Origin of the sequence: Sphaerisporangium rubeum, from assembly GCF_014207705.1 — a bacterium.
Classification (GTDB): domain Bacteria; phylum Actinomycetota; class Actinomycetes; order Streptosporangiales; family Streptosporangiaceae; genus Sphaerisporangium; species Sphaerisporangium rubeum.
In genome coordinates, this window is sequence record NZ_JACHIU010000001.1 from 3,033,283 (window position 1) to 3,049,195 (window position 15,913).

Genomic DNA, 15,913 nt, shown 5'->3' on the forward strand with positions numbered 1-15,913 from the left:
ATATGTGGCCGGTCGTCACGCGGGTCCCCGGAATCCCGGGGACCCCGCGGCTACCGTTCGATGATCTCGTTCTTCGCGATGACCACCACTCCTTCGCGCGTCACCGCGAAGCGGGAGCGGTCGTAGTCCAGGTCCAGGCCGATCCTGGCGCCGTCCGGGACCACCACGTTCTTGTCGATGATGGCGCGACGCACGATGGCCCCCCTGCCGATCTTCACGCCACCCATGAGCACCGAGTCCTCCACCTGAGCGTGGGAGTGCACCACCACGCCGGGGGACAGGATGGACCGGCAGGCGGTGCCGCCGGAGATGATCACGCCGGGGGAGACCAGCGAGTCGTGCGCCTGCCCCACCCGGTCGCCGTCCTTGTGCACGAACTTGGCCGGCGGCAGCGGGTCGTACCCGGTGTAGATCGGCCAGTGGAAGTTGTACAGGTTGAACACCGGGTGCGCCGACACCAGGTCCATGTTGGCCTCGTAGTAGGCGTCGAGCGTGCCGACGTCACGCCAGTAGCCGCGGTCGCGCTCGGTGGAGCCCGGCACCACGTTGTCGGCGAAGTCGTACACCTCGGCGGTGCCGGACTTCACGAACATCGGGATGATGTTCCCCCCGAGGTCGTGCCGGCTGGCCGGGTCGAGCGCGTCCTCACGCAGCGCGTCGATCATGGCCTGCGTCTTGAACACGTAGTTCCCCATGGACGCGTAGATCTGGTCGGGTGCGTCCGGCAGGCCGATCGCGTCGGTCGGCTTCTCGCGGAACGCCACGATGCGCCGTCCCGCCGGGTCGGTCTCGATCACGCCGAACTGGTCGGCCATGGACAGCGGCTGCCGGATCGCGGCGACCGTGACGTCCGCGCCGGAGGCGATGTGCTGGTCGACCATCTGCCGGGGGTCCATGCGGTAGATGTGGTCGGCGCCGAACACGATGCAGTGCTCGGGAAGCTCGTCGTAGATCAGGTTGAGGTTCTGGAACAGCGCGTCCGCCGATCCGGAGAACCACCGGGGCCCGAGGCGCTGCTGGGCCGGCACCGGTGTCACGTAGTTGCCGAGCATGGCCGACAGCCGCCAGGTGCGCGAGACGTGGCGGTCCAGGCTGTGGCTCTTGTACTGCGTCAGGACGACGATCTTGAGGAAGCCGCCGTTGGCGAGGTTGGAGAGCACGAAGTCGACCAGGCGGTAGATACCGCCGAAGGGGACGGCCGGCTTGGCGCGGTCGGCGGTGAGCGGCATCAGCCGCTTGCCCTCGCCACCGGCCAGCACGATCGCGAGGATTCTGGACGTCGTCATGCACACGACGTTACCCGGCTTTTCCCCACCAAATCCGCTCAAACATCTCTCGCGGCTAAGGTCTACTCATGCGTGTCGATCTGCTGAGCCGCGAGTACCCGCCGGAGGTCTACGGCGGGGCCGGTGTCCATGTCGAATACCTCGCCCGCGAGCTCCGCCACCTGGCCGACGTACGGGTCCACTGCTTCGGCGCCCCGCGCGCCGAACCCGGCGTCCACGCCTACCGCGTGCCGGACGGACTGGCCGAGGCCAACGCCGCGCTCCAGACGCTCGGAGTGGACCTGGAGATGGCCGCCGGCTGCGCCGGAGCCGACCTGGTGCACAGCCACACCTGGTACGCCAACTTCGCCGGCCACACGGCCAAGATGCTGTACGGCGTGCCGCACGTGATCACCACGCACAGCCTGGAGCCGCTGCGTCCCTGGAAGGCCGAGCAGCTCGGCGGCGGCTACACCTTGTCGTCCTTCGCCGAACGCGAGGCGCTGCTCGCCGCCGACGCGGTGATCGCCGTCTCCGAGGGCATGCGCCGCGACGTGCTGGCCTGCTACCCCGGCGTGTCCCCCGCCAAGGTCTCGGTGATCCACAACGGCATCGACACCGCCGAGTACGCGCCGGACCCCGGCACCGCCGTCCTGACCCGGCACGGCGTCGACCCCGCGCGGCCGTACGTGCTGTTCGTCGGCCGGATCACCCGGCAGAAGGGCCTCGCGCACCTCCTGCGCGCCGCACGGGACTTCCCCGAGGACGCGCAGGTCGTGCTGTGCGCGGGTGCGCCGGACACCCCCGAGATCGCGGCCGAGATCACCGCGCTGGCCGACGAGCTCAGGTCGGGCCGCTCCGGTGTGGTCTGGATCTCCGAGATGCTGCCGAAGCCCGACGTGATCCAGCTCCTCACCCACGCCACCGTCTTCGTGTGCCCCTCGGTGTACGAGCCCATGGGGATCGTCAACCTCGAGGCCATGGCCTGCGAGACCGCTGTGGTGGCCACCGCCACCGGCGGCATCCCCGAGGTCGTCGCAGACGGCGCCACCGGCCTGCTCGTGCCGATCGACCCCCTCGCCGACGGCGAGCCCCGCGACCCCGCCGCGTTCGCCGCCGCCATCGCCGAACGCGTCGGCACGCTGCTCGCCGACCCCGGCACCGCGGCCGCCATGGGGAAGGCCGGCCGCGAGCGCGCCGTCGAGCACTTCTCCTGGACCGCCATCGCCGCGCGCACCCGCGACCTGTACGCGTCCCTGCTGCCGGCCCCGGGAGAGTAGGCCGGACCCCGGACGACCGGGTGATCGCGGCGGACCGGTCCGCGCCGGCCGCCGGCCGGTCGGTAAGCTGGCGCCGTGCTTGAGATCGACCGGGTGCGCATGGCGTTCACCGACCGGCACGGCGGGGTCAGCGGAGAGCCGTACGGCACCCGCAACCTCGGCGGGTCGGTGGGTGACGACCCGGTCGCGGTCGCGGAGAACCGCGCTCGCACCGCCAGGGGCTTCGGCCTCGACCCCGCCAAGGTCGTGTTCATGCGGCAGGTGCACAGCCCCCACGTCGGGTACGTCACCGAGCCGTTCGGCGTGGACCCGCCGGAGCTGGACGGCGTCTACACCGACCGTCCCGGCCTCGCTCTCGCCGTGCTCGCCGCCGACTGCGCGCCGGTGCTGCTCGCCGACCCGGCCGCGGGCCTCGTCGGCGGCGCGCACTCGGGCCGCGCCGGCACCGCGGCGGGAGTGGTCCCGGCACTCGTGGCGGCGATGCGCGCGCACGGCGCGCGCGACCTGGTCGCGGTGATCGGCCCGCTCGCCTGCGGCGCGTGCTACGAGGTGCCGGCCGGCCTGCGCGAGCAGGTCGCCTCGGCCGTCCCCGAGACGTGGTCGGCGACCCGCGCCGGCACCCCCGCGCTCGACCTGCGCGCCGGCATCGCCGCGCAGCTCTCCCGCGCCGGCGTCGCCGACGTGCGCCACGACGACCGCTGCACCATCGAGACCCCCGACCTGTACTCCCACCGCAGGGACCGCGTCGGCGGCCGGTTCGCCGGCTACGTCTGGCTGCTGCCCGCCTGATCGCGCTCCGGCACGATCACACTCAGCCACGACCCGGTGTGGCGGAACCCGAGCCGTTCGTACACCCGCCGCGCCGGGTTGCCGTCGGTGACGGCGAGCCCGAGGGCCGGCAGGCCGTGCATGGTCGCCAGGGCCAGCGCGCGGCGCAGCATCACCGACCCGAGCCCGGCGTACCGCGGGTCGGGGTCGCGGAACACGTCGAGCACCCACGGCCCGCCCTGCGGCGGCTCCCCGTCGAGCATCCCCACGAGCACCCCGGCCACCACGCGGTCGTGGCGCAGCAGCAGCCCGCCGCACGGCAGCAGCGCGCCGTAGGACTCGCCGGCAAGCAGCGGAGCCAGCTCGCGCTCCAGCGCCTCGGTGTCGCCGATCTCGCGCCGGTCCGGGTGGCCCGGTGTGCGGTACGCGGCGCGCCAGGCGGGGAACACCTCGGCGGCCGGCACGGCGTCACAGGCCACGACGCCGTACCCCGTCTCGGCCCACCAGGCGGGAGCGGGATCGGCGCGCAGGTCGCGCGAGTAGGAGTGCGCGTGCCGCAGCGGACTGGCGCCGGCGGCGAGCAGCCGCCGGCCGAGGCCCTCGTCACCGGCCACCACCCAGCCCGGCAGCTGCCGCAGCACCGCCTGCTCGGCACCGGGGCCGAGCGCCGTCGCGAGGTCGGCGCACGGACGGCCCGCGCGGGTGCCTTCGACGAAACCGAGCACCGGACGTCCGGTATCGTCACTGATCGTCTGCGCCCCGCGTCTGTTCACGACGTTCAACGTTAGAGCGCTCCGGCACACCCGGCCACTTCTTTTCCGGTGGTCAGGGCCCGTCCGCGTGCGTGTTGACAGGCGGGGTGGAGGAGTGGTCGGGACCACTCGTGGTGCGATTTTCAAGTGCCCGAATTTCTGTAACGTTCTGGTACCAGGGAGACGCAAGAGGCGCTAATGTGATCGGCGCGCGCAAATGTCCCGATCGATCCCGGTAGGCACCCAGCGGCACGATGTCCGGTTGCAAGACCGGCTCTGGCGGAGGACGGGATGAAGGAAACGCGACACCGGCGGGCACCGCAAAGGTCTCGGTCACGACCCCCAATCGTGATCAGGCTGGTCACCACCACGTCGCTTCTGGCTGGGACGGCTCTTCTCGGAGCTTCGGTCCTGGTGCAGGTGCAGGATTTTCTTATTTTCTACTCGGGGGTGTTCACGCTCCTTGGACTGACAGGCACGGTCGTCATCGGGTTGGCGGCCACGGACCGGCTGGTGCTGCGGGTACGGCACCGTGTTCTCATGCAGGCGGCGCACCGCGGGTTCGCTGTCGCGTCGGTGGGGTTCCTCATCACGCACGTGGTTCTGCAGATCATGCGGGGACGGGTCTCCGCGTCCGGCGCGCTCCTGCCGTTCGGTGACTCCGGTTTCGCGGTGTCCCTCGGCACGGTCGCCGCCGATCTGCTCATCCTGGCCGCCGCCACAGGGGCGTTCCGCGGCCGTTTCGTCGGCATCCGCTGGCCCTGGTTGTGGCGTGCGCTGCACGTCACCGCCTACCTGTGCTGGCCGATCGCCATCGTGCACGGCCTCACGGCGGGCCGTGCCGCCGCGGACTGGGTCACCTTGAGCTATGTGGCCGCCATCATCGCGGTTGGTTTCGTCCTGCTGGTGCGCCTGCTGGTGACGGTGGGCCCACGCGACCGTGCCCCGGCGCGGTTCGCCGGCAAGGGCAAGGGTGGCGGTGGCCGCAAGGCCGAGACCATCCGGGTGGACGACGTCTTCGACGAGGAGTTCTGGGTGACGTTGCGCAAAGAGGTGCGCAGGTGACGACGTACGGCGTCCTCGACGTCTACCGCATCGGCCCGGGCCGGCTCACCGCCGGCCTGGACGCCTCTCCGCGTCTGGACTACGACACCCACCGGCGGGTGCACGGCCACATGCCGCGCCTGCCGATCGACGATCTCATCGCGCTCGCCGAGCTCGGCGACCTGCGCGGACGCGGCGGCGCGGGTTTCCCCTTCGCCCGCAAGCTGCGTGCCGTGGTCGACTCGGCGGGCCGCCGCGGCGCACCCATCACGGTGGTGGTCAACGCCACCGAGGGTGAGCCCGCGGCGCACAAGGACAAGGTGCTGCTCACCCGGGCACCCCACCTGATACTGGACGGCGCGGACCTGGTGGCCCGCGCGCTGTCCGCCGTCGAGATCGTCGTCGGGGTCGCGCACGGCGGCCCGGGGGAGCGGTCCCTGCTCAACGCCATCCACGAACGCGGCATCACCGACGCCGTGCGCGTGGTGCGCATGCCGGACCGCTTCATCTCCGGCGAGGGCGGCGCGCTGGTGCGCGGCATCAACGGCGAGCGTCCCATCCCGCCGGGCCGCAAGGTGCGGTCCTCCGACCGCGGCGTCGGCGGCATGCCGACGCTGCTGTCCAACGCCGAGACCTACGCGCAGCTCGCGCTGCTCGCGATGCTCGGCGTGGACATGTACTCCTCCGTCGGCCTGCCCTCGGAACCCGGCACGGTCATGCTCAGCGTCACCGGCTCGGCCCGCCGTCCCGCGGTGGTGGAGACGCCGACCGGGGTGCGGCTGCGTGAGATCCTCGACCTGTGCGACGCCACCGTCGGCCAGGGTGTCCTGCTCGGCGGCTACCACGGCAAGTGGATGTCCGCCGAGGCCGTCGAACGGGCCGAGGTGTCCCGCGCGGGCTTCGAGGCGCTCGGTGGAGCGCTCGGGGCCGGCATCGTGGTCCCGCTCGGCTGGGAGTCCTGTCCGCTCGGTGAGACCGCGCGGGTCGCGAGGTACATGGCCGGCCAGAGCGCCGGTCAGTGCGGTCCGTGCTACATGGGCCTGCCGGACCTCGCTCAGGCGTTCGGCGCGCTCGCCGAGGGCCACGGCCACATCGACGCTGTGCAGCGGGCCGCGGCCACCATGCGTGGCCGCGGCGCCTGCGGCCACCCGGACGGCACCTCGCGTTTCGTGCTGTCGGCCATCGACGTCTTCGCCGAGGACGTGATGACGCACTCGGCGTACGGCACGTGCGGCCTGCCGACCAAGGGTGTGCTGCCGCTGCCGGACGAGCCGCTGTCGCGGGCCGCGGAGGCGCAGCTCATCCTGGACTGGTCACGGTGCGAGGGTCACGGCCTGTGCTCGCTCGTGGTGCCTGAGCTCATCAAGCTCGACACCCATGGCTACCCCGTGGTGAGCACCGCGTCGGTACCCGCCAGGCTCGAAGGAGAGGCGCGCAGGGCCATCGAGATGTGCCCCGCGCTCGCTCTGCGGCTGACGCCGGCCCCGAGCGAAAGCAGGCGGTGACCCCGCGCCGTCGACGGCCCTCCCGGGTTCCCTCCCCGGTGTCCCCGGGACCGGGCCGTCAGGCGACGGGGATGTCCAGCAGGCGCACGCCGTCGTCCCTGACCACCTCGAAGTGCGCGATCTCGGCGGTGGCGAGGGCCGTGCCGCCGGTGAGCCGCATGGGCTCGGGGTGGTCGGGCACGCCGAAACCGCCGCCGGAAGGCACACGCCAGCCCGACACCACGTCGCGGTCGCCGTTGCGCGAGATCGCGACGAGGCTGCACCGCTCGGGACCGGTCACACCGCTGAGCTGGAAGGCGACCTCGGTCCCCCAGGTGCGTGCCGTCATGGCCACGGTGCCGCTGACCCCGGTGTCGGGGCTGGTGCCCTCGCGCACCAGCGGCGAGCCGGTGACCGACGGCGCGGCGACGGGAGGTGTCGTCGTGTCGCGCGGCCACACCTGCGCCGTGGTGACCCCGGCGACCGCGATCACCATGGCCGCGGCCACGCCGAGCCACAGCGCGTTGCGCCGGCGGTCGCGCACCCGCGACAGCTCGTCGTCGGAGCGTCCCGGCAGGTAGTCGAAGTCCTCGTCGCGCCGCCGGTGACCGTTGCCGGGGTACCGGCCGGGAGGCCGGCCGCTCGGCGTCCACAGGTCGCCGGCCGTGTCGTCGCGGGAGCCCGGCAGGTCGCGGCCCGCGCCTGGCAGCTCACGCACCACGCCGTCGCGCGCGTCGCGCAGCCCCCGCAGGTCGCGCGGGTCGGGCGGCAGGTCGCGCACCACCCCGTCGCGGGCCTCGCGCAGCTCACGCAGCTCGCGAGGCTCGGGGATCGAGCCGTTCACGCCGTCGCGTGCCGTCCCGTTCACGCGATATCCGGCCGCAGCGCCGCCGGGAGCGCCGAGTCCCGTGCCGTTCACCGTGCGCTTCACGTCGCGCTTGATCAGGTCGAGCGCGTCGGGGAGGTCGTACATGTCCCGTAGCTCGTCCTGGCAGCTGGCGCAGTCGAGCAGATGGCGGTCGAACGTGGCCGAGTCCTCTTCGTTGAGAATGCCGAGGATGTAGGCCGCCACCTCGACGTGAGGGGGTGAATCCATCAGCCGGTCACCCCCTCTCCTTCATCGTCTTCTGCAGGGCGCGGAGCGCGTAGTACACCCGGGACTTGACCGTCCCGGGTGGCACCCCCAGCACTTCCGCCGCCTCATTGATCGTACGGTCGTGAAGGTACGTCTGCACGAGCGCTTCCCGATGCTCCTCGGAAAGGCTGTACAGGGCTTCGGACACCACCATCGCGGACAACATGGGCTCAGACCCGTCCGGGATGGCGACGGTGTCCAGCTTGTCGGGCTCCACCTCCTGAGGGCGGACCGAACGCTGGCGATGGGTGTCGATGACGATGCGGCGAGCCACCGTCATCAGCCATGCCCACAGCAGACCGGGTTCCCGGTTCAGTTTGCCCGCGTTCCGCCACGCGCGGAAGACGGTCTCCTGGACGACGTCCTCTGCCCATTGCTGGTCACCTCCCGTCAGTCTGCGCACGTTGCGCAGAAGGGGCCCGCCGAACTCGCGGTAGAGCGTCGCGACCAGTTGCTCATCGGAGTCGTCGTGTGCTTCTTCCGGCCCGGACCGGACACTGCGATGACGCTGCACAGGCACATGGTGGCAGTGGATCACCCGTCTCGGTACGTAAATTGCACAACTTCCACAAAATTAGGAAATCTCGCCCCAACCTGAACCCGTCTCGCTCCCGCCGCGTACCTCCCTGCGAACAAGCGCGCGCAAACGGGACAACGGGACATGCAAGGAAGGGAGAGGGCGTTCGGTGAACCGGCTTCAGTTCAGGCCCATGAGGCTCATCGAGGTGCTCGGCGCACTGACATTCCTGGTGGTGGCCACCATCACGGTGCTGACCATCGCCCCGAACGCCATCAGGTCGGCGAGCGGCGATTCACCGGCGGACTGGTCCACCACCGAGTCCGGACCCGTCGGGCCGGCCGACCGCGACTTCCTCACGAAGGTGCGCCAGGCCGGTCTGTGGGAGATCCCGACCGGTCAGCAGGCGCAGGAACGGGCCTCCAGCCAGCGGGTCAAGGAGGTCGGGCTCATGCTCGCCGCCGACCACACCAAGCTCGACGAGCAGGTGCGCGCGCTGGCCGCGAAGCTCAACGTGAAGATCCCGAGCACCCCGAACGCCGACCAGCAGGGATGGATGAACGAGCTGTCCCAGCTTGAGGGTGAGGCGTACGACAAGGTGTTCGCCGACCGCCTGCGCGCGGCCCACGGCAAGGTCTTCGCCGCCGTGGCGCTGGTGCGCGCCGGTACCAAGAACGACGAGATCCGCGCGTTCGCGCAGGTAGCGGTCGATGTGGTGATGAAGCACATGACGCTTCTCGAAAGCACCGGCAAGGTCGACTACGCCGCGCTGCCGACGCCGCCGCCTCCCTCTCCTGCTCCTCCCAAGTAAGGGACCACGAGGCCCGCGCGGTGCACCGCGCCACCCGACGGCCACCCGACGGCCACCCGACGGCGCGGACCACCGCCAAAAGCCGGCGGCCGGCCCGGCGAGGGGATCCACCTCCCTCTCGCCGGCCGGCCGCCTCGGGGTTTCCGCCTCACCCCGGTCCGTAGACGTCCCACAGCTCACCGACGAAGAACTTCCCGAAGCGGGCCACGGCCGTCATGCCGCGCGGCCCCTCGGTGTCGAAGCTCTTCAACGTGGCGGCGAGGTCCATCGGCCTGATGTGCAGCGTGCCCGCGCCGAGCACGGTGGCCTTGTCCTCCTCGCCCTCAGGGACGTGACCCTCCAGCAGACGCGTGAAAAGGGTCGAGGTGTCGAGCCACAGCCTGGTGGCGGGCCCGTGGTGCACGTCCTTCCTCCCCGACAGCGTGCGCTTCTCTCCGTCGTCGTCGAGGAACCACAACCGGTACCGCATCTCACGCCGGTCGGGGCTCATGCCGGGGGCGAACAGGTTGAACCAGCCCTGCTCCACCGCGCGGCGTCCGCCGCAGACAGGGGAGTCGACCCACCCGGCCGCGCGGGCCTGGTGGGTGGGTTCGGCCAGGAAGCCGTTGACGTCGTCGATCGTGATGGTGAGCTCGAAGGAGAACCGGTCACCGTGCGAACGGGCCGACATGTCACCCGAACGCGGGTCGTCCACGCCGAGGGACAGGAAACCCCGCATCTCCTCGGTGAACGAAAGGGACGTGCGCTCGCCAGGCGCGGGCATCGGAGCGGGCCGTGTCTCGGCCGGTGGTTCCCCCACCAGGCCGGCACCCATGGTCATGTGGAACTCAACCTCTCTCGTCGCCTTCGCGGACCGCGTGGACGGCGGCCCCTTCTCCAGCATCCGGGTGCACATGCGGTCGGCCAGGGCCGCGATGGTCAGCGACGGATTGGCTCCGACGGGACCAGGCAGCGCCGCGCCGTCCGCGATGTACAGGCCGGGGTGGTCGAACACCTCCCCGTAGGCGTCGCACACCCCTTCACCGGGATGACGTCCCATCGGCGCGCCGCCGAGAGGATGCACCGTGATGATCCGCTTGCTGATCCACGCGGGCATGTCGGCGTACTCGGCGCCGAGCACGTCCGCGATGCGGCCCATGGTGGCGCGCACCCGGTCGAAGTACTCCTCGCCGGTCTCGGTGTGCCACTCGACGTCCAGCCGGCCGCCACGCAGGCGCAGCACGCCGTCCGGCACGTCGCGGCCCATGCCGAGCAGCGGCAGGGACGAGGTGGACAGCTCGCCGCGGCCCACCAGGTCGGCGAACTCCGCGGACATGTTGGTGTCGCCGGTGACCATGGCGCGCAGGCGGTCGACCAGGAACCGCGCGGCCCGGCCGAGCTCGCCACGCAGGTCGGCCCCTTCGACCAGCCAGTCGACGAACGCGGGGAACCCGCCGTCCTCGATGTAGCCGCCGCGGCCCGTCTCACGGGTGCCGTCGGCGGTGTCGGCCAGCCGGATCGCGCTGGTGATGACCGGCCCCCTGCTGCCGGTGATGGTGCGGCTGCCGGTGCGGTCCTTGGCGCGCAGCAGGAACGTCAGCAGGTCTCCGTTGCCGGAGAACCGCGTGCCGAGCCGGTCGCTCAGGCCCGGCAGCTCGGCCCGGCTGCGCAGCAGCAGGAACGACGTGCCGAGCGTGCCGGCGGCCAGCACCAGCCGGTCGCAGGTGATGGTCCCCGGTCCGCCGCCGGGGGTGTGCGTGGAGTAGTCGACGGCGTACCCGCCACCCCGCCTCGGCCGGATCCCGCGCACCTCGTGCAAGGTGCGCAGGTCCGCGCCGTGATGGCGGGCCGCCGCCAGGTATGTGTGGTCGAGGCTGTTCTTGGCCCCGTCGTTGCATCCGAGGTTGCACTCGCCGCAGAGCCGGCACGTGCGGCGCTGCACCCCGTGGAGGCTGCCGTACGGCCCGTCCGCCAGCGGCAGGCCGATGCCGGGTGCGGCGTCCCGCGACGGCGCGAAGCTGACGGCCAGCGGCGGCAGCCGGAAGTCCAGGCCGAGCTCGGTGGCGGCGTCCTGCAGCGCGCGGGTCTTCGGGGTGTCGCTGTAGGCGGGGTTCTCCAGGGGGTAGGTCGTGACGCCGATCATCTTCTCGACCGCGTCGTAGTGCGGGTCGAGGTCGGCCCGGGTGACCGGCCAGTTCTCGTACCCGCCGCGCGGCAGCGGCTCCTCGTTGACGAACCACCGCTCGTCCTTGCGCAGCAGCACGTTGGCGTAGATCAGGGACCCGCCGCCGAGCCCGCTCGACACCACCGAGTCGCAGCCGTCGAAGCTCCACACGTCGAACAGGCCGTACAGCCCCGCCACCGGGTCCCAGAACGCCTTCCCCATCTCGGCGGGGCTGCGGGGGAAGCTGCCGGGGGAGTAGGCACGTCCCCGCTCCAGCACCACCACCGACAGCCCCGCCGAGGCCATGCGGTACGCCGCGACCGAGCCCCCGAACCCGGATCCCACCACCACGACGTCCGCGTGTTCCGCCCCCGAGGGCGCACCCGGGATATTAGTGATCATCTTGGTGCCTCAGCCCGCGTGGCGCTTCAGGAAGTCGAGGACGCGCGGGAACACGTCCACGTGCGCGTTCTTCCCGATCAGCGGGTCGATGTGCCCGTACCCCGGCAGCACCTGCAGCTCGTGCCGGCCCGGAGCGCGCTTGGAGAGGACACGGTGGCACACGATGTTGGAGTCGGTGAACACGTCGTTGTGGTCACCGGTGACGAACAGCACGGGGGTCTCGATCCGCCCCGCGCCGGCCAGATAGTCGTCGGGCAGGGACGCGAGCCGCGGCTCCCCGGGGTCGCACTTCACCGCGCGTCCCGCACGCACCATCTTGACGATGTGCCGGTAGTAGTTCACGTCGACCGCACCGTTCAGGTCGGCGAGCCGTTCGTGCAGATGGGTCTCCGGCGCCAGGTTGCCGTGACGGTACATCGCCGGCTTGCCGCTGCCCCACATGAAGCTCTGCATGTGGCACGCGGGTTCGCGGCACTCGGGATGGAAGAGCGACACCGCGCGGGCCAGCATGCGGCGCCGGCTGAACGCCGGAGCGCCGGCGAACCGCGGGTCGAGGTACGGCAGCCCCAGGCCGTACTCCAGCAGCGGCGGGCCGAAGCGGAGCTTGACGCGGGCCCAGGAGGGAACGCGCGGGGTCAGCCCCACGCTGTTGGCGACCATGCTCGTGACGCCGGTGACGGCCCCGCCGAACAGGCTCATCATGAACGACACCGAGCCCAGGCAGTGCGCGATGACATGGATCCGCCGTGCCCCAACGTGACGGCGGAGCTCTGCCAAGGCTGCCGGATGATCGAAGGCCGCGATGTCGTCCAGGGTGAACCGCCGGGTCTCCATGTTGTAGGGGAACCGGTTGCTCATGCGGAAGTCGAGCGTCCAGACGTCGGTGAAGCCGCTGTCCAGCAAGAAGCTCACCAGGTTGTGGTGCTCCGGCATGATGAACATGTCGCTGGACGAGGTCAGGCCGTGGACGAGCAGCACGACGTCATCGCTTTCCCCCGTTCGGAAGCGAGTGAGCGCCAGGCCGAGCTCGTCCTCGGTCGAGAACGGATGCACCGAGATCTCGGCCCCCGGCACGCCGTCAAGCGTGAAGCGCGAAATGCGGTGTTCCATCTGACCGTCCTCCTGGTCTCGACCCACCTCAAACAATGCCAACAGCCCGCCACGTACGGCATCGTGGAAACCCCGTACATACGTACGTGACGAGGGGCTTACCGACTCCTGGTCCCCCCTCAGAGCCCGCCCCGGTTCAGTTTGGTGGCGACACCCACGCGTGAGGTGACGCCGAGTTTCGCGAACACATGCGACAGATGTGTCTCCACGGTACGCACGCTGAGGAAGAGTTGCGCGGCGATGAGCTGGTTGGTGAGACCTTCGGCGACGAGTTGAGCGATCTCGGTCTCTCTGGGGGACAGCCCGAACGGCCCGGACGCCTGGCCCGCGCCGCCGCCGGCCGACACCCGCACCCCGAGCCTGCGCTGCGCGCGTGCGACCTGCGCCGCGAGTGCCTTCGCCTCCGATGCGGCGAAGATCTCGCTGGCGTCGCGCAGCCGCGCGCGTGCCTCGCCGCGTTCGCCTGCCTCCCCGTAGGCGGTTCCCGCGAGCAGCAGCGCACGTCCGGCGTCGATCCGGCGTTCCCCGGCGGCGAGCATCCCGGCGGCCCGGTCGGCGAGCCCGGCCGCGGCCATCGGGTCGGCGGCGCGCACGGCGTGGGCCTCGGCGAGGGGGACCAGGCCGGAGAACGCCGGCAGTTCCGGCTGGACGAGGGTGGCGGCGCGCTCCGCGTACGACGCGGCGGCCTCGTGGCGGCCACGCGCGGCCTCGGCATAGGCGAGGTACTCGCAGCAGATCAGCAGGTTGCCCTTGTCCAGGCGGGGTTCGACGAAGCCGTCGCAGGCCTCCAGGAGCAGTGCGATGCCGTCGTCGTGGCGTCCGGCGCAGACCAGGGCCGCGCCGAGGGCTTGGCGGGCCAGGTTGCCGGACACCTCGCCACGGTCGACCCCTGTGCTGACCGCCTCCTCACCCGCCAGGATCGCGGCGTCGTGGTCGCCGGACCAGGTCAGCGCCAGGCAGAGTCCGGTGAGCGCGAACACCGCCTGTTGCCGCGACTCGAGCAGCCGTGCGCCTTCCACCGACTCCTCGGCGGTGTCGAGCGCCTCCGGAAGCCGGCCGAGGACGATCAGAACACGGACCCGGCCCGCGAGCAGGTGGGTCAGGATGTAGTCCTGGCCGGTGGCCCGGGCCACCGCGGCGGCGCGGCCGAAGTGGCGCAGCGCCACCGAATACCTCCCGATGTGGCTCCCGGCCCAGCAGGTCCAGGCGACCGCGTCCAGCCATTCGGCCAGGTGCTCGTCCAGCGCCTCGGTGATCAGGCGGTCGGCCGCGTCGGCGAGCCGCAGCGCCTCGGTGAGGCGTCCCGCCGCGTACGCCGGCATGGGACGCAGCGCCGCGACCGCCATGGCGAGGCCCGGCGGCCAGTCCTCCTCGTACTCCGGCATCAGGTCGAGCACGGCCTGCGCGGCGCGGAAGTCGGCGCGCATCATGCTCTCGGCGACCAGGCGCATGCGCAGCGGGATGGCGACCGGGCTGTGGGGGTCCGGCATGCGGCGCAACTCGTCCAGCAGCAGCGCTCTGGCCTCAAGGGGACGGTCGAGCTGGCGTTCCATCAACGCGCACCAGCGCGTGGCGCGCGCGCGGCGCGCGTAATCGTCCTCGGGGAGCAGGCGCAGCAGTTCACGAGCGGTGTCGCGGCTCTCGCTGAGTTTCCCGCTGATGCCGAGCGCGCGGCTGAGCTCCATGAGCAGTTCCAGCCGTTCCTCCAGGTTCCCGGGTTCCGCCGGCATGAGGTCCAGGGCCTTGCGCAGCCAGTGCGCGGCGGTCACCGGTGACTGCGCGCCGACGGTGCGGGCCGCCTCCACCAGCGCGGAGACGGCACGCCGGTCGCCGAAAACGCCGGAACGCTCGATGTGGTGGGCCCGCACGATCGCAGGAGCGCCGAGATCGGCCAGGTGCGCGGCCAGGCGCGCGTGCGCGGCCAGGCGCCAGCCCGCGGCGGCCGACTCGTAGGCGGCCTGGCGCACCAGCGAGTGGCGGAAACGGAACCTGCCGCCGGCGCCGGGACGCACGATGTCACGGAGGAACAGGTCGTCCAGCGCGTCCAGGGCCTGCGCCGCATCGACCTCGGCCGCGACCGCGGCGAGCGCGGGCTCGAACTCGTCGGCGGTGACGGCGGCGGCCTGAGCGACCAGCAGCGAGGCCGGCGCGAGGTCCCCGAGCTCCACCTGCAGCGCGGCGCGTACGGTGGGGGGAAGCTCGCCGACGCTCAGCCGGCTCATCTTGGCCAGGGCTTCCAGGTAGAACGGGTTGCCGCCGCTGGCCTCGAACAGCGCGGCGCGGCGGCTGCGGTTCACCGCCGGGCCGAGGAACTGTTCCACCTCGTCCTCGTCGAGCGGGCCGACCGTCACCTCGCCGCCACGCGCGCCGGCGCTGCGCGCGAGCGCCGCGAGCCGCGGCGTCGCCTGCGCCGGCCGGTAGGCCACCGCGACCAGCACGCGTCCGCGCGGCGGGTGCCGCACCAGGTGGTCCAGGAACTCCGCCGAGCCGTCGTCGGCCCAGTGCACGTCGTCCAGGATCAGTGCGAGGCCCGAAGGGGAGGCCAGCTCGTCGATGAGCTGGCGCAGCGCGCGGTACAGCCGGTACCGCACCATGCCGGGCTGGCCGGCCTCCTGGCCGGCGTCGGCCGCCTCGTGCGGCATCTTGGCCGCGAGCGCGGGGAACACCGTCGCCAGCAGCCGCGCCTGCCCCGCGCCGAGCCGGCCCGACAACTCGTCCCTGCGGGCCTCCAGGTGGTCGTCCAGCGCGTCCACCAGCGCGCTGAACGGCATGGCCTGCTCGAACTCCGCCGCTCTGCCCCATAGCGTGGTCAGGCCGCCTTTGCCGGCCATGTCCGCCAGCTCGGCCAGCAGACGCGTCTTGCCGGCACCCGGCTCGCCGACCATGGCACGGAACTGGAAACCGTGCGCCACGGCCGCGTCGACGCTCTGCGAGAAGGCATGTAACGCGTCTCGCCGGCCGACGAGGGGGCTGACGGAGCGGACCGGCCCATGGCGGTCCGGTAGAGCCTCACGACCGTTCATGTCTGTACCCCACAGCGTGACGGAACACCAGGAACAGCCACGCCGCAATCCATTTGTGCCAGGGACTTTCGCGCGCGGCACCCCGAGGCGCCGAGCGCGCGTTGCCAGAGAGCGCCGTGCCGGCGCCTCTGGAGCATGATTTTGTCGTAATACTGGCGGGTAGCGGGTTGATCGACCGG

At 71.7% G+C, this 15,913-nt stretch carries 12 protein-coding genes; 5 read left to right on the forward strand and 7 right to left on the reverse strand.

Annotated features, from left to right (window positions below; translation table 11 throughout):
* Positions 1–50: 50 nt before the first annotated feature.
* Entirely contained in the window at positions 51–1,286 is a 1,236-nt protein-coding gene (gene glgC / locus BJ992_RS12970; RefSeq protein ID WP_184980745.1) for a glucose-1-phosphate adenylyltransferase, read from the reverse strand.
* A gap of 68 nt (positions 1,287–1,354) precedes the next feature.
* Here glgC and glgA point away from each other — a divergent pair, with 68 nt between their 5' ends.
* Positions 1,355–2,545 carry a glycogen synthase gene (glgA, locus tag BJ992_RS12975; RefSeq protein ID WP_184980747.1) on the forward strand — a complete coding sequence of 397 codons (1,191 nt, stop codon included), beginning with the start codon at positions 1,355–1,357 and terminating at the stop codon, positions 2,543–2,545.
* A gap of 99 nt (positions 2,546–2,644) precedes the next feature.
* A complete protein-coding gene (pgeF, locus tag BJ992_RS12980) occupies positions 2,645–3,334 on the forward strand; it encodes a peptidoglycan editing factor PgeF (RefSeq protein WP_184987985.1) in 690 nt (229 codons plus the stop codon).
* Here the strand turns inward: pgeF and BJ992_RS33760 are convergent.
* Entirely contained in the window at positions 3,310–4,086 is a 777-nt protein-coding gene (locus BJ992_RS33760) for a GNAT family N-acetyltransferase (protein WP_184980749.1), read from the reverse strand. The two genes, pgeF and BJ992_RS33760, sit on opposite strands and share 25 nt — an antisense overlap.
* Before the next feature lie 327 nt (positions 4,087–4,413).
* On the opposite strand from BJ992_RS33760, the gene BJ992_RS12990 reads away from it, so the two are divergent.
* Both BJ992_RS12990 and BJ992_RS12995 read left to right on the forward strand, forming a co-directional pair.
* The gene (locus BJ992_RS12990) at positions 4,414–5,130 is read left to right on the forward strand and encodes a hypothetical protein (protein WP_184980751.1); all 717 of its coding nucleotides are present in this window, start codon (positions 4,414–4,416) and stop codon (positions 5,128–5,130) included.
* A complete protein-coding gene (locus tag BJ992_RS12995; protein ID WP_343072635.1) occupies positions 5,127–6,614 on the forward strand; it encodes an NADH-ubiquinone oxidoreductase-F iron-sulfur binding region domain-containing protein in 1,488 nt (495 codons plus the stop codon). The genes BJ992_RS12990 and BJ992_RS12995 overlap by 4 nt, the downstream gene beginning before the upstream one ends.
* A gap of 58 nt (positions 6,615–6,672) precedes the next feature.
* On the opposite strand, the gene BJ992_RS13000 is transcribed toward BJ992_RS12995, so the two are convergent.
* Both BJ992_RS13000 and BJ992_RS13005 read right to left on the reverse strand, forming a co-directional pair.
* Complete coding sequence (locus tag BJ992_RS13000) at positions 6,673–7,689, reverse strand: anti-sigma factor (RefSeq protein ID WP_184980753.1); 1,017 nt, start codon at positions 7,687–7,689, stop codon at positions 6,673–6,675.
* A gap of 7 nt (positions 7,690–7,696) precedes the next feature.
* Positions 7,697–8,242, reverse strand: a complete 546-nt coding sequence (locus BJ992_RS13005) for a sigma-70 family RNA polymerase sigma factor (RefSeq protein ID WP_184980755.1) — start codon at positions 8,240–8,242, stop codon at positions 7,697–7,699.
* A gap of 196 nt (positions 8,243–8,438) precedes the next feature.
* Here BJ992_RS13005 and BJ992_RS13010 point away from each other — a divergent pair, with 196 nt between their 5' ends.
* On the forward strand, positions 8,439–9,056 hold the full coding sequence (locus BJ992_RS13010; protein WP_184980757.1) for a DUF4142 domain-containing protein: 618 nt from the start codon (positions 8,439–8,441) through the stop codon (positions 9,054–9,056).
* Positions 9,057–9,204: 148 nt separating this feature from the next.
* Here the strand turns inward: BJ992_RS13010 and BJ992_RS13015 are convergent, their stop codons facing one another.
* The 3 genes from BJ992_RS13015 to BJ992_RS13025 all read right to left on the reverse strand — a co-directional run bounded on the left by BJ992_RS13015 (position 9,205) and on the right by BJ992_RS13025 (position 15,734).
* Positions 9,205–11,550: a GMC oxidoreductase gene (locus BJ992_RS13015; RefSeq protein WP_343072636.1), complete on the reverse strand. Its 2,346-nt coding sequence runs from the start codon at positions 11,548–11,550 to the stop codon at positions 9,205–9,207.
* 60 nt (positions 11,551–11,610) lie between these two features.
* A complete protein-coding gene (locus tag BJ992_RS13020) occupies positions 11,611–12,711 on the reverse strand; it encodes an alpha/beta fold hydrolase (RefSeq protein ID WP_184980761.1) in 1,101 nt (366 codons plus the stop codon).
* 119 nt (positions 12,712–12,830) lie between these two features.
* On the reverse strand, positions 12,831–15,734 hold the full coding sequence (locus BJ992_RS13025) for a helix-turn-helix transcriptional regulator (RefSeq protein WP_184980763.1): 2,904 nt from the start codon (positions 15,732–15,734) through the stop codon (positions 12,831–12,833).
* Positions 15,735–15,913: the final 179 nt, after the last annotated feature.

What these genes read in the sequence shown, in the direction of transcription:
- glgC (WP_184980745.1), bottom strand. Translation starts at nt 1,286, where the DNA reads ATGACGACGTCCAGAATCCTCGCGATCGTGCTGGCCGGTGGCGAGGGC.
- glgA (WP_184980747.1), top strand. Translation starts at nt 1,355, where the DNA reads ATGCGTGTCGATCTGCTGAGCCGCGAGTACCCGCCGGAGGTCTACGGC.
- pgeF (WP_184987985.1), top strand. Translation starts at nt 2,645, where the DNA reads ATGGCGTTCACCGACCGGCACGGCGGGGTCAGCGGAGAGCCGTACGGC.
- BJ992_RS13000 (WP_184980753.1), bottom strand. Translation starts at nt 7,689, where the DNA reads ATGGATTCACCCCCTCACGTCGAGGTGGCGGCCTACATCCTCGGCATT.
- BJ992_RS13010 (WP_184980757.1), top strand. Translation starts at nt 8,439, where the DNA reads ATGAGGCTCATCGAGGTGCTCGGCGCACTGACATTCCTGGTGGTGGCC.
- BJ992_RS13020 (WP_184980761.1), bottom strand. Translation starts at nt 12,711, where the DNA reads ATGGAACACCGCATTTCGCGCTTCACGCTTGACGGCGTGCCGGGGGCC.
- BJ992_RS13025 (WP_184980763.1), bottom strand. Translation starts at nt 15,734, where the DNA reads ATGAACGGTCGTGAGGCTCTACCGGACCGCCATGGGCCGGTCCGCTCC.